Consider the following 21248-nt stretch of genomic DNA (forward strand, 5'->3'; position numbering starts at 1 on the left):
CGACGATGAGCGAACTCGCAACCGACCTGACCGATGACGACATGAGCCTCGCACGCCGCATCGCCGCGGGCGATCGCAGTGCGATCGAGCTGATGATGCGGCGGCACAACCGGCGTCTTTATCGGCTCGCGCGCGCGACCTTGCGCAACGATGCCGAAGCCGAAGACGCGTTGCAGGACGCCTATCTGCATGCGTACAGATCGATGAGCCAGTTTCGCGGCGATGCGCGGCTGTCCACGTGGCTGTCGCGGCTCGTGCTCAACGAATGCTTCGCGCGCCTGCGGCGCAGCGCGCGGCGTCAGAACGTGATTCCGATCGTGGACGCGCCCGACTATGCCGAACATGCCGATGCAATGACCGCGCACGACGATGCACCCGATGAAGCGCTCGCGCGCGCTCAGGTTCGCGCGCTGCTCGAACGCAAGCTCGACGAACTGCCCGAACTCTTTCGCATGGTGTTCGTGTTGCGCTCGATCGAAGAGATGAGCGTCGAGGAGACCGCGCAGTGCCTGCGGATTCCCGAGGCCACCGTGCGCAGCCGTCACTTTCGCGCGCGCAGCCTGTTGCGCGAATCGCTTGCGCAGGCATTCGATCTCGCCGAGCGCGATGTATTCGAATTCGGCGGCGCGCGGTGCGACCGTATCGTCGCGGGCGTACTGTCGAAACTATCCGGCGACGCCGCGAGGACGCCATGAATGGCTTCAGGCAAGTTTGCGCGATGACGGGCGTGGTCGTGCTGGCGAGTGTTTCGGCTGTTGGCGCAAGGACGATCACGGCCGTATCCGCCACGTATGGCGCGAATTGCGGCGCGCCCGGCGGCAACGCAACGCGTGATCTGATACGTCAATGCAACGGCCTCGACACATGCGAGTACGTGCCGGACCGGGCGCGCATCGGCGACACGGCGCGCGTTTGCAGGAAAGACCTGCAGGCCGACTGGCGCTGCACCGACAGCGAATTCCACACCGCGATGCTCAGCCCCGAAGCCGGCGCCAACAGCACGCTGGTGCTGAGCTGCATCGAACAGAACGGGCCGGGGCATTGAGCCGTCTTGGCATCATTGCGCCGCCATCGATGACATCGCGTCATCAATCACATAACCGGGAAGCCATTTTTACGCGTCGGTCCGCGCTCTACCATGCAATCCGTCGCAGTCAAACGAATTGCATAAGGAGTCGGACATGTACGTCATCACTGGAATCACCGGACAGGTCGGCGGCGCGCTCGCGGAGGCGCTCTTGCAGCAAGGCAGGCCCGTGCGCGCGGTCGTGCGCGACGAGAAGAAAGGCGCGGCGTGGGCGGCGCGCGGTTGCGACATGGCGCTCGCCGACATGGCCGATGCCGATGCGCTCGCGAGCGCATTCGAAGGCGCGCAGGGCGTGTTCATTTTGCCGCCGCCGGAATTCGATCCGGCGCCCGGTTTTCCCGAAGCGCGCGCCGTGATCGATGCGATCGTCGCGGCCGTGAAGCGCGCGAAGCCGCGCAAGATCGTGTGCCTCTCGACCATCGGCGCGCAGGCGGCGCACAGCAATCTTCTGACGCAGCGCACGCTGCTGGAAGACGCGCTGCGCGATCAGCCGATCCCCGTGACGTTTCTTCGGCCCGGCTGGTTCATGGAAAACTGCGCATGGGACGTCGAGTCCGCGCGCAGCGAAGGCATCGTCCGGTCGTTTTTGCAGCCGCTCGATCGCGCGATTCCGATGATCGCCACCGAGGATATCGGCAGGCTCGCGGCGAAGCTCCTGCAGGAAGAATGGACGGGCGCGCGCGTCGTCGAACTGGAAGGGCCGCGGCGCACGAGCCCCGACGATATTGCCGCCGCATTCTCGCAAGTGCTCGGCCGGCCGGTGCGCGCGCAGGCCGTGCCGCGCGATTCCTGGGAGGCGTTGTTCGTGAGCCAGGGCATGCAGCATCCGATGCCGCGCATCCGCATGCTCGACGGCTTCAACGAAGGCTGGATCGATTTCGAAGGCAGCCGGGAAACGATCGTCAAGGGCGCGACGCCGCTCGTCGACGTGATCCGCAGGCTGGTCGCGCGCTAGGCGCCGGCGATATCGCTGACGTGCGGAATCATCGCCGCCTGTCCGCGATACACGCCGTCGCGGTCGAACAATTGCCAGACGGTCGCGCGCTCGATCCAGAAGCGCTCGCCCGTCTTCTTCACGCGTATGCCGCGATAGCCGGTCACGTATCCTTCGCGCGTGACCTGTTCGAGGAAGGCCTGACGCTCGCTGCGTTCGGGCGCTTCGGCGGAAAGACGCGAAGGCAATGCGGTCAGTTCGTTCCACGTATAACCGAAGAGCCGTTGCACACGCAGATTGCCGTAGACGAACACGGGATCGGGCTGCGTGTCGTGCGCGAGAACGCCGAAAGGAGCGTCTTCGTAAAGCCAGCGGGCGGCTTCGGCGGGCGTCATGGAGTCGGGCGTGAGCGGCGCTTTCAGCAGGCGTGCATAGCTTTCGCTGAGAAGCGCGAAGAAGTCGGTATCGGTCGGCTGCATGTTTACTGGGCGTAGAAACTTTCGCAAAATCGGACACTCGCGCCGAGCCTGCGCGACAGGTCGGCGGCCGCGCGAAGCTGCGGGGCGTCCAGTTCGCCAGACGCGTGAGCCGCGCTCAGACGCGACGCGGGCCCCGAGAGGACGAGCGCGGCCATGAATTTGTCCCCGGCGCCGAAGATCGGCGTCGCGAACGCTGCAATGTGGACGTCGCGCATGCCCGCGGTGAAGAGCGGCAATTTGGGCGGCTTGTCGTAGAGCTGCTCGCCAAGGCCCCACACGCGAATGACATGGCTGACAGCGGTATCGTCGAGCGGAAGCGTGGTGCCGGCAAGCCGCGTTTCCCGCAAGCCTTCGGACGGCTCCGCGCGGAAGAGGCACAGGCGCTGTCCGTTGTCGAGGACGTAGTAAGACGCGCTTTCCCGCGTGGCGGCCGCAAGCTCGTACAGCACCGGCTCGACCACGGCGGATAGCTGGAAGGACTGCTCGAAGAGCTTCCCGAGATACAGCACACGATGCCCGAGCGAGTAGTTGCCGGCCTGGGAACGCACGACGTAGCCCATGCGCTCGAGCGAATTCATGAGCCGGTACACCGTTGTTTTGTGCATGCCGGATGCCTGAGACAAGGCCGCGAGGGACTGTGACTCCGCACCGGGTTTGAAGCAGTCCAGAAGCGAAAGCGCCTTCTCCACGGCGGCCACGCCGTCGTTGCTCATGTGTATCCCCCGAATCGACGTAACCGGGATTTTACACAGTACAACGCGGGCCTATCGGGCCGCGCCCCCGTACAGGCGCTCGCAGAAACCGACGCTCGCGCCGAGTCGTCGGGAAAGATCCCACGCCGCGTTCAACTGCGGGAGATTCAGTTCGCCCGACGCGTGTGCCGCGCTCAAGCGTGACGCCGGTCCGGAGAGCGTGAGCGCGGCCATGAACCGGTCGGCGGCGCCGAAGACCGGCGTCGCGAAGGCGGCGGTATGCACGTCGCGCGCGCCCGCGGTGAAGAGCGGCAGCGCGGGCGGTTCGTCGTAAATCGGCTCGCCCAGTCCCCAGTAGCGGATGACATGACTGATGGCGGTTTCGTCCAGCGGAAGCGTGGTGCCGGCAAGCCGCGTTTCCCGCAGTCCTTCCGACGGCTCCGCGCGAAACAGGCACAGCCGGCGTCCGTTGTCGTGCACGTAATAGGACGCGCTTTCCTTCGTGGCCGCGGCAAGTTCATACAGCGCGGGCTCCACGACCGCGGAAAGCTGGAACGACTGCTCGAACAGTTTCCCCAGATACAGCACACGGTGGCCGAGCGAGTAATGGCCGGCTTGCGAACGCACGACGTAACCCATGCGCTCCAGCGAGTTCATGAGTCGATAAACCGTCGTTTTGTGCATGCCGGAACCGTGCGCCAGCGTCGCCAGAGACTGCGACTCAGAGCCGGGCTTGAAGCAATCCAGCAGCGATAGCGCCTTTTCCACGGCCGCGACACCCTCGTTTCCCATTCGTCCGCCCTCCAGTACCGTTTCGGGGGAGTGTACACAGTACAACATCGATGCGCACAGTAAAAGGGTTAACGATACTGGTCCGACGTGGCCCATCTGTTTATAGTGATTTCACTTAGTACACTCATGTTGTAACAGATACAACGATCTAACCAAGGCGAAAATCATGAGCACGACTCCCGCAGGTTCCTCCATCAATCGAAATATCGAGCGCGTGTCGCCCGAACTGGTCGAAGCCGCCGCCAGATATCAGGCCGCCATCCTCGCGGACGTCGCGGGCCGGCGCGGCACCGTCCACGGCCGCGTGAAGCCCTTGTCGCCGAAGATGAAGGTCGCCGGTCCCGCCATCACCGTCGAGGTTCGTCAGGGCGACAACCTGGCCATCCACGCCGCGCTCGCCATCGCGAAGCCGGGCGACGTCATCGTGGTCGACGGGAAGGGCGACATCAGCTGCGCGCTGCTCGGCGAAATCATGGCGACGCAGGCGAAGGTCAGCGGCATCGCGGGCATCGTCATCGACGCCGCGGTTCGCGACGCGCACGAGCTCGCCCATGGCGACTATCCGATTTTCTCGGCTGGCCTGAATCCTTGCGGCCCCACGAAGAGCGTGGCCGGCCTCGTGAATTCGCCGATCTCGCTGGGCGGCACGGCGGTGAATCCCGGCGATCTCGTCGTCGGCGACGCGGACGGCGTGGTGGTGATTCCGCGCGAGGACGTCGCACGCATCATCGATCTGGCGCAGAAGAAGCTGGACGTCGAAACGGCGCGTATCGCCGGCATTCTGAAGGGCGAGCAGCTTCGCCCGGCGTGGGTCGAGAAGGAACTGCGCGCGGTGGGCATGCTGGCCGAAGGCGAGGCACTGTAATGCAGACCTCCTCGCAAAAGCCGGTCGTTCTCGTGACCGCCGCGGATCTCGCGCCGCAAGCCCTCGACATGCTCGGCGGTTTCGACGTCGTTTTCGCGGGCAAGCAGCCGACGGAAGACGATGTGGCCGCGCTCTGCGCGCAGCACAAGCCGGTCGCGATCATCGTGCGCTACGGCAAGGTGAACGCGCGCATCATGGATGCCGCGGCAAACCTTCAAGTCATCTCGAAGCACGGTTCGGGCATCGATGTCATCGATCAGGCCGCGGCTGCCGAGCGGGGCATCGGGGTGCGCGCCGCGGCCGGGGCCAACGCCGCCGCCGTCGCGGAGCATGCCTGGGCGCTCATTCTCGCGTGTGCCAAGCGTGTGCCGCAGCTCGACGTGCGCATGCGCGAGGGCCATTGGGACAAGCCCACGCACAAGTCCATCGAGCTCGAAGGCCGCACGCTCGGACTGGTCGGACTGGGTGCCATCGGCCGCCGTGTCGCGTCGGTCGGAATCGCGTTCGGCATGAAGGTCGTGGCTCATGACCCGTACGCCAAGGATGCGCCGCAAGGCGTGCAACGGGTGTCGCTCGACGCGCTGTACGCATCGGCGGATATCGTCTCCCTGCACTGCCCGCTGACCGATGAAAACCGCAACATGTTCAACGCCGACGTGTTCGACCGCTTCAAGCGCGGCGCGATTCTCGTCAACACGGCGCGCGGCGGACTGATCGATGAAGCCGCGCTCGCCGATGCGCTCGCCAGCGGTCAACTCCATTCGGCAGGCCTCGACAGCTTCGCCGTCGAGCCGATGACCTCCCCGCATCCGTTCCAGAGCCTGCCTAACGTGATTCTGTCGCCGCACATCGGCGGAGTGAGCGATGCCGCTTACGTGAACATGGGCAAGGGCGCGGCCGCGAATGTTCTCGCGGTGCTCGAGGACCATGCCCGCAACGCGGCCTGAAGTGCACAGCAGAGGTTGAGCATGTTCTATCTCACATCGCCCGAGGTGCGCGAAGCCGAAGTGTTCACGCGCATGCCCGAGAAGTTTCGCAAGCCGGAAGTCCGGACGGAATGGGCGCACGCCAATCGCGGCGGGCTGCCGACGGACTCGTTTCTCGAAGGCCCCGTATGGGACCCCGCCGGGTGCCTCTTTGTCACCGACATTCCGCACGGACGCATTTTTCGGATCGCGCCTTCGGGCGAGTGGGATCTGGTCGCGCAGTACGACGGCGAGCCGAACGGCATGAAGCGTTTCGACGACGCCCATCTGCTCATCACCGATTACCGCAACGGACTGATGTTGCTGGATATCGAGCGCGGCGAAGTGCGTCCTTATCTGGAGCGCCGTAACACGGAGCGCTTTAAGGGCGTCAACGATCTCACGTTTGACTCGAAGGGCAATCTCTACTTCACCGATCAGGGACAGACGGGCCTGCACGATCCCACTGGCCGGGTCTATCGGCTTTCGGTGGACGGCAAGCTCGACGTGCTGCTCGGCAACTGTCCCAGCCCGAACGGTCTCGTTCTGTCGCCCGACGAGAAGGTGCTCTTCGTCGGCATGACGCGGGGCAATTGCGTCTGGCGCGTGCCGCTTCAGGCCGACGGCTCAGTCAGCAAAGTGGGCCAGTTCTTCACGTCGTATGGACCGAGCGGACCGGACGGACTGACCGTCGATGTCGAGGGTCGCGTGCTCGTCGCGAATCCCGGACTCGGACGCGTGTGGGTGCTCGATCATCGCGCGGAGCCGGTGGAGATTCTGACCAGCCCCGCGGGCGCGTCGCTCACGAATCTCTGTTTCGGCGGCGCGGACATGAAGACGCTCTACATGACCGAGTCCGTCTCCGGAACCGTCTTGCGGGCCGAGATGAAGACAGCCGGTCCGCTTCCGCACCGAGCGAAGCAAAGCGACGTGACCCGGTAAGCCGAAGCGCTGACCGACCTATCAAGACTTCGCGCCCAAAGCAGCGCGATGGAGGAGCAAACATGAACTACTCGCACGCCCCGAGCGCCGCCGAGCCCGAGCGCATCGCTCATACCGTGGACGCCAGAAACATCGGGACCGACGATTTCGCCGCAAGCGAGCGCACGCTCGCGAAAGCGTTCCGCCGCATTCTGCCGTTTATCTTCATCTGCTACGTCATCAGCTATCTCGACCGGACGAACGTCGGATTCGCCGCTCTGACGATGAACAAGGACCTCGGACTGACGGCCGAGCAGTTCGGATTCGGCGCGGGGCTCTTCTTCGTCGGCTATTTCCTGTTCGAGATTCCGAGCAACCTCATCATGCAGAAGGTGGGGGCGCGCATCTGGATCGCGCGCATCATGATCACGTGGGGCGTGTTCTCGATGGCCACGGCGTTCGTCGTCGGCCCGAAGAGTTTCGCCGCCGCGCGCTTCCTTTTGGGACTCGCCGAAGCCGGATTCACGCCGGGCATCTACCTCTATTTCACACACTGGTTTCCCGGCAAGTGGCGCGCCAAAGTGACCGCCGCGTTTCTCGTCGGCATTCCGGTCGCGAACATGATCGGCTCGCCGATTTCCGGCGCGCTGCTCGAACTCGGCGGGCTGCATGGCCTGCGCAGCTGGCAATGGCTGCTGCTGATCGAGGGCGTTCCGGCGGTGCTGCTCGGCATTGCATGCCTGTTCGTGCTGGCGGACCGTCCGGAAAAGGCCAAGTGGCTGACGGACGAAGAAAAGTCCTCGCTGGCGCGACGTCTCGCGATGGAGCAGCGCGACATCGGCGCGAAGCACGGCACCAACCTTCGCGATGCGATGACGAACTGGCGCGTGTTCGTGCTCGCGTTCATCAACTTCTGCGGCATCGTGGGTTCGCTCGGCGTCGGACTGTGGATGCCGCAGATCATCAAGCAATTCGGCGTGGAGCACGCGGTGGTCGGCTGGCTCGCGGCCATTCCGTATGCCATCGGCGCGGTCGCGATGCTCTGGTGGGCGCGTGTCGCCAACCGCGCGTCGAACCGTATTCCCTATGTCGCGGGCGCGTTGGTCGTGGCGGCCGTGGCGCTCGGCTGCAGCACGCTCATCGACGGACCCGTGCTCAAGCTGATTGCGCTCTCCATCACCGTGAGCGGCATCCTGGCTTTCCAGGCGACGTATTGGGCCATTCCTTCGGGCTTCCTGACCGGACGCGCCGCGGCCGGCGGGCTCGCGCTGATCGTGTCGGTGGGCAATCTCGGCGGCTTCGTCGGCCCTTCGATGATCGGCGCGCTCAAGCAATTTTCCGGCGGATTCACGGCGCCGCTGCTCGCGGTGTCCGCCGTCCTGCTGCTCGGCGCGCTCACGGTCGCATGGCTCGGCGATCCGGGTGCGGACGCCGGCGAAGCGCCCGCCGCACATAAAGCGTGACCGTGCCGCCTCAACACACCTGTAACCACCTGTTTGGAGACGTAATGTTCTTGACGAAGGCTCACGAGAAAGCCAGTTTCAACCCTGCATTCATGTTTGGAACGGTCGCGGTTGCCAGCATGACGCTCGTATCGGGCGTTTCGCATGCTCAGAGCAGCGTCACGCTCTACGGCATCGCGGACGTCGGTATCGAGTATCTCAACAATACGGCCGCGGGCGGCTCGCAGGTTCGCGAAGTGTCCGGAAACCTGTCCGGCTCGCGCTGGGGCATGAAAGGCGTCGAGGACTTGGGCGGCGGCCTGAAGGCGATCTTCGTCCTTGAGAGCGGCTTCAATATCAACGACGGCACGAGCGCGCAATCCACACGCGGCCTCGGCCCGAATCCGGCCACGACCACGCGGCTTTTCGGCCGCCAGGCGTGGGTGGGCCTCAATTACAACGGGCAGCAGTTGACGCTGGGCCGTCAGAACGCACTGATCTACGACCAGTCCGTCACGTTCGATCCGATGGGCGTTTCTTCCCGGTATTCGGCGTTGTCCGTCGATTACGCGCTCGCCGCTCGCGTCGACAACTCGGCGAAATACACGGGCAAGTTCGGCCCCTTCACGGCGCAGGCGCAGTACAGCACGCGCTACGACACGGGCTACGGCACGGAAGTGCCGGGCGCGGAACTCACCGGCCGTTTCTTCAGCGGCGCGCTGACCTATGCAAGCGGTCCGATTGCGGCGACCGCGGTCTACGAACAGCGCAACAGCAATACGGTCGCGACCAATACGAGCACCGAGCGTCGCGTCCTGGCGGCGGCGAATTACAACTTCGGGCCGGTGACGGCGTATGCGGGTTATCGCTACCTGCGGGCGTCGAATGCGTTTCTGCCGGCCAATCCCATCGCGGTGGCGAACGGCTCCGAGGCCAACGCGGCGAATCTCTATTGGGCCGGCGCTCAATACCTGATTACGCCGTCGTTCCAGATCACCGCGGTCGGCTACTACCAGGATGTGCATTCGACCGGCGCGGACCCGTGGCTCGCCGTGCTCAACGCCGATTACTTCCTGTCGAAGCGCACGGACCTGTACGCGACGGTTGGCTATGCGCACAACAAGGACAACTCCGCGCTCGGCGTGAACGGTTACGGCACGGTGGCGGCCGGGCATAACCAGACCGGCGTGACCATCGGCCTGCGCCAGAAGTTCTGACGGGAAGACCTTGTCATGACCACGCTTTCCCGGCCCGCCGGACTCGTCAGCCGCCTGTTTCCAGCGCTCTCGGAAGCGTCGATGCGGCGCTATCTCGGCGGACAGGCCGCGTCGGTCCTGGGTAGCTGGACGCAGAACGTCACGCTCAACCTGCTCGTCTATCACCTGTCCGGTTCGGCGTCGATTCTCGCGCTGCTGAACTTCCTGCTGTATGGACCGCAGCTCATCGTGACGCCGATCGCCGGATCGAGAATCCGCTCGGAGAACGCGCGGCGCGTGACGCTGTGCGTGCTCACTGCCTCGCTGCTGCTGACGTGCAGTCTGATCACGCTGTCGTTTCTCGGTGTGCTCAGCGTGCAGTTGATCCTCGCGCATGCGCTCGTGATCGGTATTTCGAGTGCCGTGGAGATTCCGGCGCGGCAAGTGCTGCTGCTCACGAGTCTGCGCGATCCCGGCCTCACGTCCAATGCGGTGGCGATGAACACGATGGTCTACAACGTCGGACGCATGGTGGGTCCGACGGTCGCGGGCATCGTCTATCCGACGCTCGGGCCGCGCGCATCGTTTTCGATCTACGTGCTTGCGCTGTGTCTGATGGCGGCGTGCGTGCGCTCGATTCGCCTGACCGAAACCGCGCGGCCGGCACGGCCGGAGAGCGGATTGAGAGACGCGGTGGGATACGTGATGGCCGACGCGTTTTCGGCGCGCTATCTGCCGATTCTCGCGTGCCTCGGGCTCTTCGCCGGCAGTTACCAGACGCTCGTGCCGCTGCTGGCGGACAAGGCGTATCACGACGCGGCGCATTTCACCGGCGTGTTCTTCGGATGCGCCGGTGCGGGGTCGATGGCCGCGGCGATCCTGCTGTCGTCGGCGCTCGGGCCGCGCGCCACGCAGCGCTTCATCGCGTGGGCGCCCTGGGCGGCCGTGCTCAGTCTGGCCGTGCTGGCGGCCACGACCGAAGTGCTGGCCTCGGCGCCGGCCTTCGTCACCCTGGGCTTCAGCCTCACGTTCGCCGCGACGTCCACGAACGCGACCATCCAGCGGCAGTGCCCGGAGCATGTGCGCGGCGGACTCGTCGGCATGTACACGATGGCCTACACCGGCACGATGCCTTTCGGCTATCTGCTCGTCGGCACCGCGTCCGAGGCGCTCGGCGTGCGCCATACGTTCGGCGCGATGGCCATGGTATTGGCGGCTGGCGTTATCGCCATCATCGGTTTACAACTCATTAGAAGACGGCGCGGCGACGCGCACTAGTCTGGGAGACGTTTATGCAAAGCAGTATCGCTTACACCGAAAAATCGGCGATCGAACGACAGACCATACGAAAGGTCGTATGGCGGCTCGTGCCGTTCCTGATGGTGTGCTATTTGCTCGCCTTCATCGACCGCGGCAATGTCGGCATGGCTTCGCTGCAGATGAATCACGATCTCGGCATGTCGGCCAAGGTTTTCGGCTTCGGCAGCAGTCTCTTTTTCATCTCGTATTTTTTCTGCGAAGTGCCGAGCAACCTCGCGCTCCAGAAGTACGGCGCGCGCGTGTGGATTGCCCGCATCATGATCACGTGGGGCATCGTCTCGGCCGCGACCGCGCTGGTTCATAACGCGACGACGTTCTACATCCTGCGCTTCCTGCTGGGCGCCGCGGAAGCGGGCTTCTTTCCTGGCGTGCTGCTGTATCTCTCGTACTGGATTCCGGCATCGTATCGCGCACGGATCGTGGCGACCTTCATGGTGGCGATTCCGGCGGCGAGCTTCATCGGTTCACCCATTTCGGCGCTGCTGCTTCAGATGGACGGTATCGGCGGCCTGCGCGGCTGGCACTGGCTCTTCCTCCTCGAAGGCATTCCGACGGTGCTGCTCGGCATTGCGTGTCTCGGCATGCTGACGAACAAGCCGGAAGACGCAAAGTGGCTGAAGGACGACGAACGCACATGGCTCGTCGATGCGCTCGCCAGCGAAACGCGCGCGCCGAAGAAAGTCCTCGACATGCCGCTCACGAAGCTCTTCCGCAATCGCTATGTGCTGTGTCTGGCGCTCGTCGATACGTGCGCGTCGGCGGCGGGCAGCACGTTGTCGGTCTGGCAGCCGCAACTGCTGAAATCGTTCGGGCTTTCGGTCATGCAGACCGGCCTGATCAATTCGATTCCCTACGCGGTCGCGTCCGTGTTGATGGTTTATTGGGGACGCCGTTCCGACCGCCACAAGGAGCGCCGCTGGCACACCGTCGTGCCGATGCTGCTCATCGGCCTCGGCCTGTTTGCAACGTCGCTGAGCGGCTCGCTGGTGCCGACGATCGCGATGCTGTGCGCGGTGCTCGTGGGCGCTTACTCGTTCAAGGGGCCGTTCTGGGCGCTCGCGACCGACATGCTGTCCAACAGCGCCGTGGCGGCGGGGCTCGCCACCATCAACGCGATTGCGAATCTGCTGGGCGGCGGTCTGATGGTGAACGTGTATGGCTGGGTGAAGGATGCGACCGGCAGCTACTCACTCGCATTGATGCCGCTCGCCATTCTCACGCTCATCAGCGTGACGACCTTGCTGCTTCTGACGCGCAACCGTCCGGCCAACCGGCCGTTCTCGAACAACAAGACGGAGACGATCTGAGCGTGCGGAATCTGGCCGGGGCGTTTGCGGCGGCCTCTCGATTCGACTGAGCGCCGCCGCCCCACATCACACCGATTTCACTTCGCCGCCATCCATTCTCAGCGTGCTGCCCGTCATCCACTTCGCGGCGGGCGACACGAGAAACGCCATCAACTCCGCGATCTCTTCCGGCGTGCCATAGCGCGCGATGCCGGCTTCCGCTGGAAAGCGCGCGGTCGCCTCGTCGGCCGTCATGTCGTGCAGCGCGGCCCAGTGCTCCAGATAGGAGCGCCTGCGGCCTGTCATCACGGGACCGGGCAGCACGCTGTTGACCTGCACGCCGTCCGCGATGCCGCGATCGGAAAACGCCTTCGCCAATGCAACGATCGCGGCATTGATGGTTCCGACCGCCGCATACGGCGCCTTCGGAAACAGCGCCGAGTTGCCCGACATCAGCACGACCGAGCCCGATGCTTCTTTCAGCGCAGGCCATGCCGCGACCGTCAGGCGTCGCGCGCCGTGAAGCTTCAGCGCGAAACCGGCATCCCATTGCGCATCGGTCATGTCGAACACATCGATTTGCGGCACCGCACCCGCGATGTTCAATAGCGCATCGATACGCCCGAACGTGGCGAGCGTTTCATCGACGATCCGTTGCGCGGCTTCGGGCTGTGCGAGGTCGATATCGATTGTCAGCGTTTTCGCGCCGGCTTCCTCGGCGATTCGCGCCGTTTCGTCGAGATGTGCGCGATTACGCGCGACGAGAACCAGCGAACCGAAATCGCGTGCGAGACGGATCGCGGTCGAACGTCCGATGCCCTGACTCGCACCGGTGACGATAGCTACTTTCGTGGACATGTTTGCTCTCCGCATCAATGAACGACAACCATCTTTCCGTTTGCCTCGTTCGCTTCCATCACGCGATGCGCTTCGTGAATCTCGTCGAACGAGAACACGCGCGAAGGCGTGGCGTCGAAGCGTCCCGCGGCGATATCGGCGGCGATGGCTTGCAGCGGCACGTCGGAAACCGGAAAGCCCGGCGTGCCGAACACGAAGCTGCCGAAGAAGGTGAGATGCACGCCGCTCGTCATTTGCAGCAGGGGATTGAAGTCCGCGATCGGCGCGAGTCCGCCGAGCCAGCCCGCGAGACAGGCGCGGCCGCCGCGACGCAGCATCGCCAGCGAATCGAGTATCGTGCTGTTGCCGACGAGATCGAGCACGGCGTCGATCTCTTTCGCTTCGGCGATGCGCTTGCTCAGGTCCGGTCCTTCGAGCTCGACGCGCGATGCGCCCAGCGCTTCGAGCTTCGCGAAGCGCGCCTCGCTGCGCGTCGTCGCAATCACGTTCGCGCCCGCATTCACCGCGAGATTGACGGCCGCCTGTCCGAACGATGAAGTCGCCCCGCGAATCACGACCGTTTGTCCTTGCTTGATTTCGAGGTTGCGAAACAGGCACGTCCACGCGGTCGCATAGGTTTCGGGAATCGCGGCGAGCTGCGCCCACGGCAGATCGGATTCGATCAGCGCCACGTTCGAAACGGGCGCGCGCGTGAACTGCGCATAGCTTCCATTGATGGTGCGTCCGAGCCCGCCCATCAGCGCCGCCACTTTCGCGCCTACGGCAAACTCGCCGCCCGGACACGACTTCACGATGCCCACGCATTCGATGCCGCTGACGCTCGCGGCTTCGGCCCATTCGCCGCGCCGCATGTGCATCTCCGCATGATTGATGCCGAACGCCTTGATCTCGATGACGACATGGCCTTCCAGCGGTTCCGGCTCCGGAATCTCGGTATAGACGAGACTGTCGAGACCGCCGAACTTTTCGAGCACGATTGCACGCATGAGGTTTCTCCTTGAGTGGATGAACGCGGTGATGAATCCGCGTATTACTGAGCGAGGAATTCGACGATGGCGGCCGCGATGTGCGGCGCATGCGTTTCGAGCGCGAAGTGGCCCGTGTCGAAGAAGCGCACGTCCGCATCGGGGATATCGCGCTTGAATGCTTCCGCGCCCGGCGGCAGAAAGAACGGATCGTTCCTGCCCCACACGGCCAGAAGCTTCGGCCGATGCTCGCGGAAATACGCCTGAAACGCCGGGTACAGCGCGACGTTGTTGCGATAGTCGCCAAACAGATCGAGCTGCACGTCGTGCGCGCCCGGGCGGTTCATGTAGTAGTCGTCGAGCGAATAGCCATCGGGCGACACCGCCGCGGCATCGGGCACGCCGTGCGTGTATTGCCACTTCGTCGTGTCCTTCGTGAGCATGGCGCGCAGCGCATCGCGGTTCGCTTGCGTGGGCGCCTGCCAGTACGCGCGGATCGGATTCCAGCCGTCGCTCAGTCCTTCCTCATACGCGTTGCCGTTTTGCGAAACGATCGCGGTGATGCGCTCGGGATGCTTCAGCGCGAGACGAAAACCGGTCGGCGCGCCGTAGTCGAAGACATACACCGCATAGCGATCGAAGCCGATCACTTCGGTGAAGCGGTCGGTGACGTTCGCGATGTTCTCGAACGTGTACGCGAACGTATCGCGGCTCGGCATATCGGAGAGGCCGAATCCCGGAAGGTCGGGCGCGACGATATGAAAGCGCTGCGACAGCAGCGGAATCAGGTCGCGAAACATGTGGCTCGAACTGGGAAAGCCGTGCAATAGCAGCAGCTTCGGCGCATCGGCAGGGCCGGCCTCGCGATAGAAAACGTTGAAGCCGTCGACGTCGATATGGCGGTGCGCAATGGTGGACATGAGTGTGTCTCCGTGAGAATTCTGTAACCGTTAAAAGTACGTTGAGAAGGTTACTTATCACGTATGTAACTTGTCAAGTGCTTTTTTAGCGGTTACGATGGAGTCATCATTAGCAACACGGCTGGTTTGAAAATGGACTACCGACCCATCCCGGCGATGTTCTTGGCCGATGCGCCCGGCCTCGACTTCCTGAATTCGATAGCGACGCCCGTCGATGAACCCGTCGACTGGATCGGCGACGGAGAAGGGCTGCTGTCATGGCTCGAACAGGCGGGCCTCGTGCCCGTGGATGTGCTTGCGCACATGCGTGCGAATGCCGCCCCCGCCGAACTCGACGAGATCGCGGCGAAGGCGCGCGGTCTGCGCGAGTGGTTTCGCGCGTTCGTGCAGAAGAGAAAGGGAAAGCCGCTATCGGCGAAGGATCTGGGCGAGCTCGCGCCGCTCAACGGCGTGTTGCAGCGCGACGAACAGCACGGCGTGATCGTCGCGGATGCGAATGCGCCGGGCGGTCTGGCGTTCGGCATGCAGCGTCGCTGGACGAGCGCCGAATCGCTGTTGATGCCGATCGTCGAAACGCTCGCGAAGCTCGTCTGTGAAGAGGACTTTACTTACGTGAAAGCGTGCGAAGGCCCGACATGCACGCTGCTTTTCGCGGATCACACGCGGGGTCATGCGCGCAGATGGTGCAGCATGGCGATCTGCGGCAACCGGGCGAAGGTGGCCGCGCACAGGGCGCGGCTCAAAGAGGGAAAAGGCGGGTGAGATCAGCGCGAGCGCGCTAGTCCATGCCTTGCGCCCGCGACGCGCACAAGCGCCACGAACCCGGTTTCGGCGCTTCGGCCACTTCGCGCCACCAGCGCTCGCCGCGATGCGGTGCGTCGAGATCGAGCCTTTCGCCCATGCGCGGTGTCGCGACTGCCACGCCGCGCGCGAGCGCGAGCCCGGTCACGCGTTCGAACGGCTCCTGCCACGGATGCATCGCAAGATCGAAGGTGCCGTTGTGGATCGGCACGAGCCAGCGTCCGCGCAAATCGACATGCGCCTGCACGGTTTCTTCGGGCTGCATGTGCACGTAAGGCCATTGCGCATCGTAGGCGCCGGTTTCGATCAGCGTGACGTCGAATGGGCCGAGGCGTTCGCCGATCGTCCTGAAGCCGTCGAAGTAACCGGTGTCGCCGCTGAAAAACACGCGCAAGCCGTCGTCGACGATGACCCACGACGCCCATAGCGTGCTGTTGCCATCGAAAAGGCTGCGGCCGGAGAAGTGCTGCGCGGGCGTCGCGGTGAACGACAGACCGTCGATCTGCACGCTCTGCCACCAGTCCAGTTGACGCACCTTCGCGGCATCGACGCCCCAGTCGATCAATCGGTCGCCGACGCCGAGCGTCGTCAGAAACACCTCGGTTGTCGCGGCGAGCGCGAGCACGGTCTCGCGATCGAGATGATCGTAGTGATCATGCGACAGAATCACGCCGCGCAAGGGCGGCAGGTCATGCAGCGCGATAGGCGGCGCGTGAAAACGCTTTGGCCCGATGCGCCTGAACGGCGAGGCGCGCTCGCCGAACACGGGATCGGTCAGCCAGTATTCGCCGCGCAGCTTGAAGAGCATCGTCGAATGGCCGAGGCGATAGAGACTGCGATCCGGCGCGGCATCGAGTTGCGCGCGCGTGAGCGTATCGACCGCGGGCGCTTGCGGCGGCGTCGTATTGCGCGGCTTGTTGAGCAGCACGTTCCACATGATGCGCAAGGTCTTGGAGAGGCCTTCGGCGGGACGCGGCTTCACGTTGCGAAAACGCTGGCCGTCATGCTGCGGCGACGCGTTCGACAACGCGCGTCCGCGCCGGGCGGCGGCGAAACCCAAGGCACGGCTGATGCGATCGGTAATCGAAGTCATGGAACGTGAACTCTGCGCAAAAAAATGTACACCGAGCAGTGTAGTTTAATTTCGAGATGAAAGTAAACTGCCCGGTGTAAAATCGACGCATGAAATCGAACGACACGCCTTTGCGCCTGACCGACCGAAAACGCGCCGCGATCGTGAGCGCGGCGGTGGAGGAGTTCATCGCAACGGGTTACGACGCCACGAGCATGGACCGCATCGCCGCGCGCGCGGGCGTGTCCAAGCGCACGGTCTATAACCATTTCGAGAGCAAGGAAGCGCTGTTCGCCGCGATCCTGCATCGCTTGTGGGATGCGAGCGAAACGGGCGATACGTCCGTCTATAGCGCGGACGAACCGCTGCGCGCGCAATTGCTCGGCTTGCTCGCGCGCAAGCTGCGCCTCATGAACGACGACGCTTTTCTATCGCTGGCGCGCGTGGCGATCGCCGCGGGCATTCATTCGCCCGAGCGCGCGCGGGACATGGTCGCGCGCATCGGCGAGCGCGAGGAAGACGTGACCGCGTGGATCAGAAAAGCCGCCGCCGATGGCCGTCTTGCCGTGCCCGACCCGGTTTTCGCCGGGCAGCAGTTGCATGGCATGGTGAAGGGTTTCGCCTTCTGGCCGCAAGTGACGATGGGCCAGCCGCCGCTCACGAAGAACGAACAGAAGAAAGTGGCGGAGGCGGCCGCCGACATGTTTCTCGCGCGCTACGAACGCGCGGCGTCGAAGCGCTCATAACACCGCTTCCGCCACGAGCTGCAACGCGGGCGCGAGCTTCATGCAATCTTCCGGACGTTCCAGCGCGTAAGCGAGATTCTTCTGCGCGATCTGCACATGCTCGGTCGCAAGCGCCTGCGCGCGCGTACCTTCGCCGCGTTCGAGCGCATCGACGAGGCTGTGATGCTGCTGATGTGCCATGAAGAGCCACTGCCGGCCTTCCTCGATGGCCGATTGCATCGGCAGCATCGCGCTCGCGGCGGCGAACGGCAGGCGATTGTTCATGTCGATGGCGCGCATCAGCGCCGCGTTGCCCGCGCCTTCGACGATCAGCTTGTGGAAGCGGTTGTTCATGTCGGTATAGCCGGCATAGTCGTCGAGATCGAGCTCGGACTTCGCGAGCAGCCGGTCGCCGGCGCGCAGGCATTCCGCGAGCGCGTTCGATAACTGGCGCGGCACGCCATGCTCCGCGACGAGACGCGCGGCCATGCCTTCGAGATGACCGCGCACCGCGATCGCATCGGTGATTTCGGCGGCGGTGATGCGCCGCATCACATAGCCGCCCGCCGGCGACGGCTCGACGAGCCCTTCCTGCTCCAGCGTCGTGAGCGCGAGCCGGACCGGCGTGCGCGACGCCTTCAGCCGCTCGGCGAGCGCAACTTCGCCCAGACGTTCGCCGGGCGCGAACTCGCCTTTGAGGATCAGGTCGCGCAGATAGACGAGCACGCGTTCTTGCTGGGTTTCCATGGTTTTTCTCCGATTGCCGCTGTCGGTGATTCTAGGCGAGGCGGCGCTGCCTGTCGCTGATTTTCCTTCCTCTTTCTGGATGAATGTTTTCGAATGTATGCAGAGACGGTTAAATCGATGGATATGGTGCCCGTGCGGGTAAACCTCTAAAACGCAATTAAAACTAGTTAAATCAATAAGATATGCTTGAGTATTCAGCGATGAGACGCTTGGATAGCACGACCATGCTGCATACATCATTTGTACATTTGCGCGCGAATGGCTATTCTCCGTCTCAAGATCACCGTGCGTTGCATACAGCATCGCGTCAGTTGAATACACCGGAACCGGAGACACAGCCATGATGAGTTCGCAGCAAAACGAGAAGATCACCCGCGTCGGCAAGGACTCGCCCGCAGGCCAGTTGCTACGCCGGTACTGGCAGCCTGTCGCGCTCGTCGAGGAGTTGCCCGCCGAACGCCCCGTGAAAGCGGTGCGCCTGATGGGTCAGGACTTCGTCGTCTTCAAGGACGAAGCGGGCCGCTACGGCATGCTCGACCGCGATTGCCCGCATCGCGGCGCGGATCTCGCGGCGGGCCGTCTGGAAGGCGGCGGCATTCGCTGCGCGTTTCACGGCTGGCTGTTCGACGCCAGCGGGCGCTGCCTCTCGACGCCGGGCGAACCCGCGGGCAGCACGCTGTGCAACAAGGTGCGCCAGCCGGCGTATCCGGTCATCGAGAAGGCCGGCATTCTGTTCGGCTATATCGGCCGTGGAGAGCCGCCCGCGTTGCCGAACTTCGACTGCTTCGCCGCGCCCGATGCCTACACCTTCGCGTTCAAGGGGCTTTTCGAATGCAACTGGCTGCAGGCGCTCGAAGTGGGCATCGATCCGGCGCATGCGTCGTTTCTGCATCGCTTCTTCGAGGACGAGGACGTGAGCGAAAGCTATGGCAAGCAGTTTCGCGGCGCGTCGGCGGATTCGAACATGCCGATCACCAAGGTGCTGCGCGAGTTCGAATCGCCGGAGATTCTCGTGAGCCCGGCGGATTACGGCCTGCGTCTGATCGCCAAACGCGCGCTCGACGATGAACTCACGCATGTGCGTGTCACGAACGTGGTGTTTCCGCAAGCGTTCGTGATTCCGATGAGTTCGGAGATGACCATCACGCAATGGCACGTCCCCGTCGACGATGAAAACTGCTACTGGTACGCGATTTTCACGAGCTTCGGCGCGCCTACCGACAAGGCGCAGATGCGCGAGCAGCGGCTCGATCTGTACGAACTGCCCGACTACACGTCGCGCAAGAACAGGCGCAACAACTACGGCTTCGATCCGCGCGAGCAGTTGAACGAGACGTACACGGGCATGGGTTTCGACATCAACGTGCACGATCAGTGGGCCGTCGAATCGCAGGGCGCGATTCAGGACCGCACGCGCGAGCATCTCGGCACGACGGACAAGGGGATCATCGCGTACCGCCGCTTGCTGGTGGATGCCATCGACAAGACGCAGGCCGGCGAAAAGACGCTGATGCTGATCGACGAAGAAGAGGCCGCGCATCTGACGGGACCGGCGTCGATCGACGGCATCGGGCCGGCGGACCGCTGGGACGAGTACTGGAAAGAGTCCGACGTGCAGCGCCGCGTGAATGCGCCGTGGCCCGCGCCGAAAGCCTGAACGACCCGACCCGCAACCTGAATGGAGCGCGCGGCGCATCATGCGGCCGCGCGAAAACCGACATGTCTTTCGTAGAAACTCATGGTTTGTGGACCGACGCGCAGCACGCCGCGTACGCGGGCCTCGTCGAGCGCCTGAAGAAGAGCGATGTCAAGGTCGTGCGCTTCTCGTTTCCCGATCAGCACGGCTTGTTGCGCGGCAAGACGCTCGTCGTCGATGAAGCGATCAAGGCGATGAAAAGCGGCGTCACGCTCACGACCACGCTCTTCGCCAAGGACACCTCGCATCGCACGGTGTTTCCGGTGTTCACGAGCGGCGGCGGCTTCGGCATGCCCGAGATGCAGGGCGCGTGCGACACGTTGATGGTCGCCGATCCCGAAACGTTTCGCGTGTTGCCGTGGGCGCCGCATACCGGCTGGGTGCTGTGCGACGTGCATTTCGCCAACGGCCTGCCGGTGCCGTTCAGCACGCGGCATCTGTTCCGCCGCGCGCTCGATCAACTGTCGAATCACGGCTATGCCTTCGTATCGGGGCTCGAAGTGGAGTTTCATGTGTTCAAGGTCGCCGACCCGCACATGAAGCCCGAGCATTCGGGGCAGCCCGGACTGCCGCCCGAGGTCGAATTACTCTCGCATGGCTATCAATATCTGACGGAGTTGCGCTACGACGCCGTCGATGCCGTGATGGAACTGCTGCGACGCAATGTGCAAGGCCTCGGCCTCGATGTCCGTTCGCTGGAAGTCGAATACGGCCCGAGTCAGTTCGAGTTCACGTTCGCGCCGACCCAGGGCATCAAGAGCGCGGACGACATGGTGCTGTTTCGCAGCGCGGTCAAGCAGATCTGCCAGCGCAACGGCTATCACGCGACGTTCATGTGCCGCCCGCGCATTCCGAACGTCGTGTCGAGCGGATGGCATCTGCATCAGTCGCTCGTGCATGTGTCGGACGGCACGAACGCGTTCATGCCCGACAACGATTCCCAGGCCTTGTCGATAACCGGGCAGCGCTATCTCGCCGGCCTGCTCGCGCACGCGAAAGGCGCGACTTCGCTTTCGACGCCGACCATCAATGGCTATCGCCGCTATCGTCCTTATTCGAATGCGCCCGACCGCGCGATATGGGGACGCGACAACCGCGGCGTGATGCTGCGCGTGCTCGGCGGCGTGAACGATCCCGCGAGCCGCATCGAGAATCGCGTCGGCGAACCGACGGCCAATCCGTATCTGTATTTCGCCTCGCAAGTGATCTCCGGCCTCGACGGTCTGCGGCGCAAGCTCGAACTGCCGCCTTCCGCCGATACGCCCTATGAAACGCAGGCCGAAGCCTTGCCGCGCACGCTGGACGACGCGCTCGATGCCTTGCGCGCCGACGAATGCCTGCGCGAAGGTTTCGGCAGCGCGTTCGTCGATTACTTCTGCAAGCTGAAGCAGGCGGAGATCGATCGCTTCAATCTGGAAGTCACCGAGTGGGAACACCGCGAATACTTCGACGTGTTCTGACGGGCGCTCACACAGGAGAAATGTC

At 63.9% G+C, this 21248-nt stretch carries 22 protein-coding genes; 14 read left to right on the forward strand and 8 right to left on the reverse strand.

Annotated features, from left to right (window positions below; genetic code table 11):
- Positions 1-5 precede the first annotated feature (5 nt).
- The 3 genes from AWB70_RS06965 to AWB70_RS06975 all read left to right on the forward strand — a co-directional run bounded on the left by AWB70_RS06965 (position 6) and on the right by AWB70_RS06975 (position 2042).
- The gene (locus AWB70_RS06965; protein WP_053571149.1) at positions 6-695 is read left to right on the forward strand and encodes an RNA polymerase sigma factor; all 690 of its coding nucleotides are present in this window, start codon (positions 6-8) and stop codon (positions 693-695) included.
- Positions 692-1045 carry a hypothetical protein gene (locus AWB70_RS06970; RefSeq protein ID WP_063786742.1) on the forward strand — a complete coding sequence of 118 codons (354 nt, stop codon included), beginning with the start codon at positions 692-694 and terminating at the stop codon, positions 1043-1045. Before AWB70_RS06965 ends, AWB70_RS06970 begins: the two co-directional genes overlap by 4 nt.
- 136 nt (positions 1046-1181) lie before the next feature.
- On the forward strand, positions 1182-2042 hold the full coding sequence (locus AWB70_RS06975; RefSeq protein ID WP_053571151.1) for an NmrA family NAD(P)-binding protein: 861 nt from the start codon (positions 1182-1184) through the stop codon (positions 2040-2042).
- On the opposite strand, the gene AWB70_RS06980 is transcribed toward AWB70_RS06975, so the two are convergent.
- From AWB70_RS06980 to AWB70_RS06990, 3 genes are read right to left on the reverse strand one after another with little or no spacing between them, the layout of a single operon-like run.
- Positions 2039-2500, reverse strand: coding sequence for an MEKHLA domain-containing protein (locus AWB70_RS06980; protein ID WP_053571152.1), 462 nt, complete (start codon positions 2498-2500; stop codon positions 2039-2041). The genes AWB70_RS06975 and AWB70_RS06980 overlap by 4 nt on opposite strands.
- 2 nt (positions 2501-2502) lie before the next feature.
- Entirely contained in the window at positions 2503-3213 is a 711-nt protein-coding gene (locus AWB70_RS06985) for an IclR family transcriptional regulator (protein WP_014252079.1), read from the reverse strand.
- Positions 3214-3264: 51 nt separating this feature from the next.
- A complete protein-coding gene (locus AWB70_RS06990) occupies positions 3265-3984 on the reverse strand; it encodes an IclR family transcriptional regulator (protein WP_053571153.1) in 720 nt (239 codons plus the stop codon).
- A gap of 166 nt (positions 3985-4150) precedes the next feature.
- Here AWB70_RS06990 and AWB70_RS06995 point away from each other — a divergent pair, with 166 nt between their 5' ends.
- The 7 genes from AWB70_RS06995 to AWB70_RS07025 all read left to right on the forward strand — a co-directional run bounded on the left by AWB70_RS06995 (position 4151) and on the right by AWB70_RS07025 (position 12000).
- The gene (locus tag AWB70_RS06995) at positions 4151-4849 is read left to right on the forward strand and encodes an RraA family protein (RefSeq protein WP_053571154.1); all 699 of its coding nucleotides are present in this window, start codon (positions 4151-4153) and stop codon (positions 4847-4849) included.
- The gene (locus AWB70_RS07000) at positions 4849-5796 is read left to right on the forward strand and encodes an NAD(P)-dependent oxidoreductase (RefSeq protein ID WP_053571155.1); all 948 of its coding nucleotides are present in this window, start codon (positions 4849-4851) and stop codon (positions 5794-5796) included. The genes AWB70_RS06995 and AWB70_RS07000 overlap by 1 nt, the downstream gene beginning before the upstream one ends.
- A gap of 21 nt (positions 5797-5817) precedes the next feature.
- The gene (locus AWB70_RS07005; RefSeq protein WP_053571156.1) at positions 5818-6756 is read left to right on the forward strand and encodes an SMP-30/gluconolactonase/LRE family protein; all 939 of its coding nucleotides are present in this window, start codon (positions 5818-5820) and stop codon (positions 6754-6756) included.
- A gap of 62 nt (positions 6757-6818) precedes the next feature.
- Positions 6819-8198 carry an MFS transporter gene (locus AWB70_RS07010; RefSeq protein ID WP_045460137.1) on the forward strand — a complete coding sequence of 460 codons (1380 nt, stop codon included), beginning with the start codon at positions 6819-6821 and terminating at the stop codon, positions 8196-8198.
- 44 nt (positions 8199-8242) lie between these two features.
- Complete coding sequence (locus AWB70_RS07015; protein WP_053571157.1) at positions 8243-9394, forward strand: porin; 1152 nt, start codon at positions 8243-8245, stop codon at positions 9392-9394.
- A 15-nt stretch (positions 9395-9409) separates the two neighbouring features.
- Positions 9410-10651: an MFS transporter gene (locus AWB70_RS07020; protein WP_053571158.1), complete on the forward strand. Its 1242-nt coding sequence runs from the start codon at positions 9410-9412 to the stop codon at positions 10649-10651.
- A 14-nt stretch (positions 10652-10665) separates the two neighbouring features.
- Positions 10666-12000, forward strand: a complete 1335-nt coding sequence (locus AWB70_RS07025) for an MFS transporter (protein WP_053571159.1) — start codon at positions 10666-10668, stop codon at positions 11998-12000.
- Positions 12001-12066: 66 nt separating this feature from the next.
- Here the strand turns inward: AWB70_RS07025 and AWB70_RS07030 are convergent, their stop codons facing one another.
- Genes AWB70_RS07030 through AWB70_RS07040 form a run of 3 tightly spaced genes read right to left on the reverse strand, consistent with a single transcriptional unit; the run spans position 12067 to position 14722 of the window.
- A complete protein-coding gene (locus AWB70_RS07030; protein WP_053571160.1) occupies positions 12067-12837 on the reverse strand; it encodes an SDR family oxidoreductase in 771 nt (256 codons plus the stop codon).
- Between the two features lie 14 nt (positions 12838-12851).
- Positions 12852-13823 (reverse strand): zinc-binding alcohol dehydrogenase family protein, encoded by a 972-nt coding sequence (locus tag AWB70_RS07035; RefSeq protein WP_053571161.1) that lies wholly within the window; start codon positions 13821-13823, stop codon positions 12852-12854.
- Between the two features lie 44 nt (positions 13824-13867).
- Positions 13868-14722 carry an alpha/beta fold hydrolase gene (locus AWB70_RS07040; RefSeq protein WP_053571162.1) on the reverse strand — a complete coding sequence of 285 codons (855 nt, stop codon included), beginning with the start codon at positions 14720-14722 and terminating at the stop codon, positions 13868-13870.
- Positions 14723-14854: 132 nt separating this feature from the next.
- On the opposite strand from AWB70_RS07040, the gene AWB70_RS07045 reads away from it, so the two are divergent.
- Positions 14855-15484 (forward strand): CGNR zinc finger domain-containing protein, encoded by a 630-nt coding sequence (locus AWB70_RS07045; protein ID WP_053571163.1) that lies wholly within the window; start codon positions 14855-14857, stop codon positions 15482-15484.
- Positions 15485-15500: 16 nt separating this feature from the next.
- On the opposite strand, the gene AWB70_RS07050 is transcribed toward AWB70_RS07045, so the two are convergent.
- Positions 15501-16616: an MBL fold metallo-hydrolase gene (locus AWB70_RS07050; RefSeq protein WP_053571164.1), complete on the reverse strand. Its 1116-nt coding sequence runs from the start codon at positions 16614-16616 to the stop codon at positions 15501-15503.
- 89 nt (positions 16617-16705) lie between these two features.
- Here AWB70_RS07050 and AWB70_RS07055 point away from each other — a divergent pair, with 89 nt between their 5' ends.
- Positions 16706-17341, forward strand: a complete 636-nt coding sequence (locus tag AWB70_RS07055) for a TetR/AcrR family transcriptional regulator (protein WP_053571165.1) — start codon at positions 16706-16708, stop codon at positions 17339-17341.
- Here the strand turns inward: AWB70_RS07055 and AWB70_RS07060 are convergent.
- Positions 17336-18067 (reverse strand): GntR family transcriptional regulator, encoded by a 732-nt coding sequence (locus tag AWB70_RS07060; protein ID WP_014252094.1) that lies wholly within the window; start codon positions 18065-18067, stop codon positions 17336-17338. The genes AWB70_RS07055 and AWB70_RS07060 overlap by 6 nt on opposite strands.
- Before the next feature lie 340 nt (positions 18068-18407).
- On the opposite strand from AWB70_RS07060, the gene AWB70_RS07065 reads away from it, so the two are divergent.
- Entirely contained in the window at positions 18408-19724 is a 1317-nt protein-coding gene (locus AWB70_RS07065) for a Rieske 2Fe-2S domain-containing protein (RefSeq protein ID WP_053571166.1), read from the forward strand.
- A 62-nt stretch (positions 19725-19786) separates the two neighbouring features.
- Positions 19787-21223 (forward strand): glutamine synthetase family protein, encoded by a 1437-nt coding sequence (locus tag AWB70_RS07070; protein WP_053572053.1) that lies wholly within the window; start codon positions 19787-19789, stop codon positions 21221-21223.
- Positions 21224-21248: the final 25 nt, after the last annotated feature.

The sequence above is a fragment of the Caballeronia cordobensis genome (assembly GCF_001544575.2).
Taxonomy (GTDB): domain Bacteria; phylum Pseudomonadota; class Gammaproteobacteria; order Burkholderiales; family Burkholderiaceae; genus Caballeronia; species Caballeronia cordobensis.

Coding starts and splice junctions, on each gene's coding strand:
- AWB70_RS06965 (WP_053571149.1), top strand. CDS start 6: ATGAGCGAACTCGCAACCGACCTGACCGATGACGACATGAGCCTCGCA.
- AWB70_RS06970 (WP_063786742.1), top strand. CDS start 692: ATGAATGGCTTCAGGCAAGTTTGCGCGATGACGGGCGTGGTCGTGCTG.
- AWB70_RS06975 (WP_053571151.1), top strand. CDS start 1,182: ATGTACGTCATCACTGGAATCACCGGACAGGTCGGCGGCGCGCTCGCG.
- AWB70_RS06980 (WP_053571152.1), bottom strand. CDS start 2,500: ATGCAGCCGACCGATACCGACTTCTTCGCGCTTCTCAGCGAAAGCTAT.
- AWB70_RS06985 (WP_014252079.1), bottom strand. CDS start 3,213: ATGAGCAACGACGGCGTGGCCGCCGTGGAGAAGGCGCTTTCGCTTCTG.
- AWB70_RS06990 (WP_053571153.1), bottom strand. CDS start 3,984: ATGGGAAACGAGGGTGTCGCGGCCGTGGAAAAGGCGCTATCGCTGCTG.
- AWB70_RS06995 (WP_053571154.1), top strand. CDS start 4,151: ATGAGCACGACTCCCGCAGGTTCCTCCATCAATCGAAATATCGAGCGC.
- AWB70_RS07000 (WP_053571155.1), top strand. CDS start 4,849: ATGCAGACCTCCTCGCAAAAGCCGGTCGTTCTCGTGACCGCCGCGGAT.
- AWB70_RS07005 (WP_053571156.1), top strand. CDS start 5,818: ATGTTCTATCTCACATCGCCCGAGGTGCGCGAAGCCGAAGTGTTCACG.
- AWB70_RS07010 (WP_045460137.1), top strand. CDS start 6,819: ATGAACTACTCGCACGCCCCGAGCGCCGCCGAGCCCGAGCGCATCGCT.
- AWB70_RS07015 (WP_053571157.1), top strand. CDS start 8,243: ATGTTCTTGACGAAGGCTCACGAGAAAGCCAGTTTCAACCCTGCATTC.
- AWB70_RS07020 (WP_053571158.1), top strand. CDS start 9,410: ATGACCACGCTTTCCCGGCCCGCCGGACTCGTCAGCCGCCTGTTTCCA.
- AWB70_RS07025 (WP_053571159.1), top strand. CDS start 10,666: ATGCAAAGCAGTATCGCTTACACCGAAAAATCGGCGATCGAACGACAG.
- AWB70_RS07030 (WP_053571160.1), bottom strand. CDS start 12,837: ATGTCCACGAAAGTAGCTATCGTCACCGGTGCGAGTCAGGGCATCGGA.
- AWB70_RS07035 (WP_053571161.1), bottom strand. CDS start 13,823: ATGCGTGCAATCGTGCTCGAAAAGTTCGGCGGTCTCGACAGTCTCGTC.
- AWB70_RS07040 (WP_053571162.1), bottom strand. CDS start 14,722: ATGTCCACCATTGCGCACCGCCATATCGACGTCGACGGCTTCAACGTT.
- AWB70_RS07045 (WP_053571163.1), top strand. CDS start 14,855: ATGGACTACCGACCCATCCCGGCGATGTTCTTGGCCGATGCGCCCGGC.
- AWB70_RS07050 (WP_053571164.1), bottom strand. CDS start 16,616: ATGACTTCGATTACCGATCGCATCAGCCGTGCCTTGGGTTTCGCCGCC.
- AWB70_RS07055 (WP_053571165.1), top strand. CDS start 16,706: ATGAAATCGAACGACACGCCTTTGCGCCTGACCGACCGAAAACGCGCC.
- AWB70_RS07060 (WP_014252094.1), bottom strand. CDS start 18,067: ATGGAAACCCAGCAAGAACGCGTGCTCGTCTATCTGCGCGACCTGATC.
- AWB70_RS07065 (WP_053571166.1), top strand. CDS start 18,408: ATGATGAGTTCGCAGCAAAACGAGAAGATCACCCGCGTCGGCAAGGAC.
- AWB70_RS07070 (WP_053572053.1), top strand. CDS start 19,787: ATGTCTTTCGTAGAAACTCATGGTTTGTGGACCGACGCGCAGCACGCC.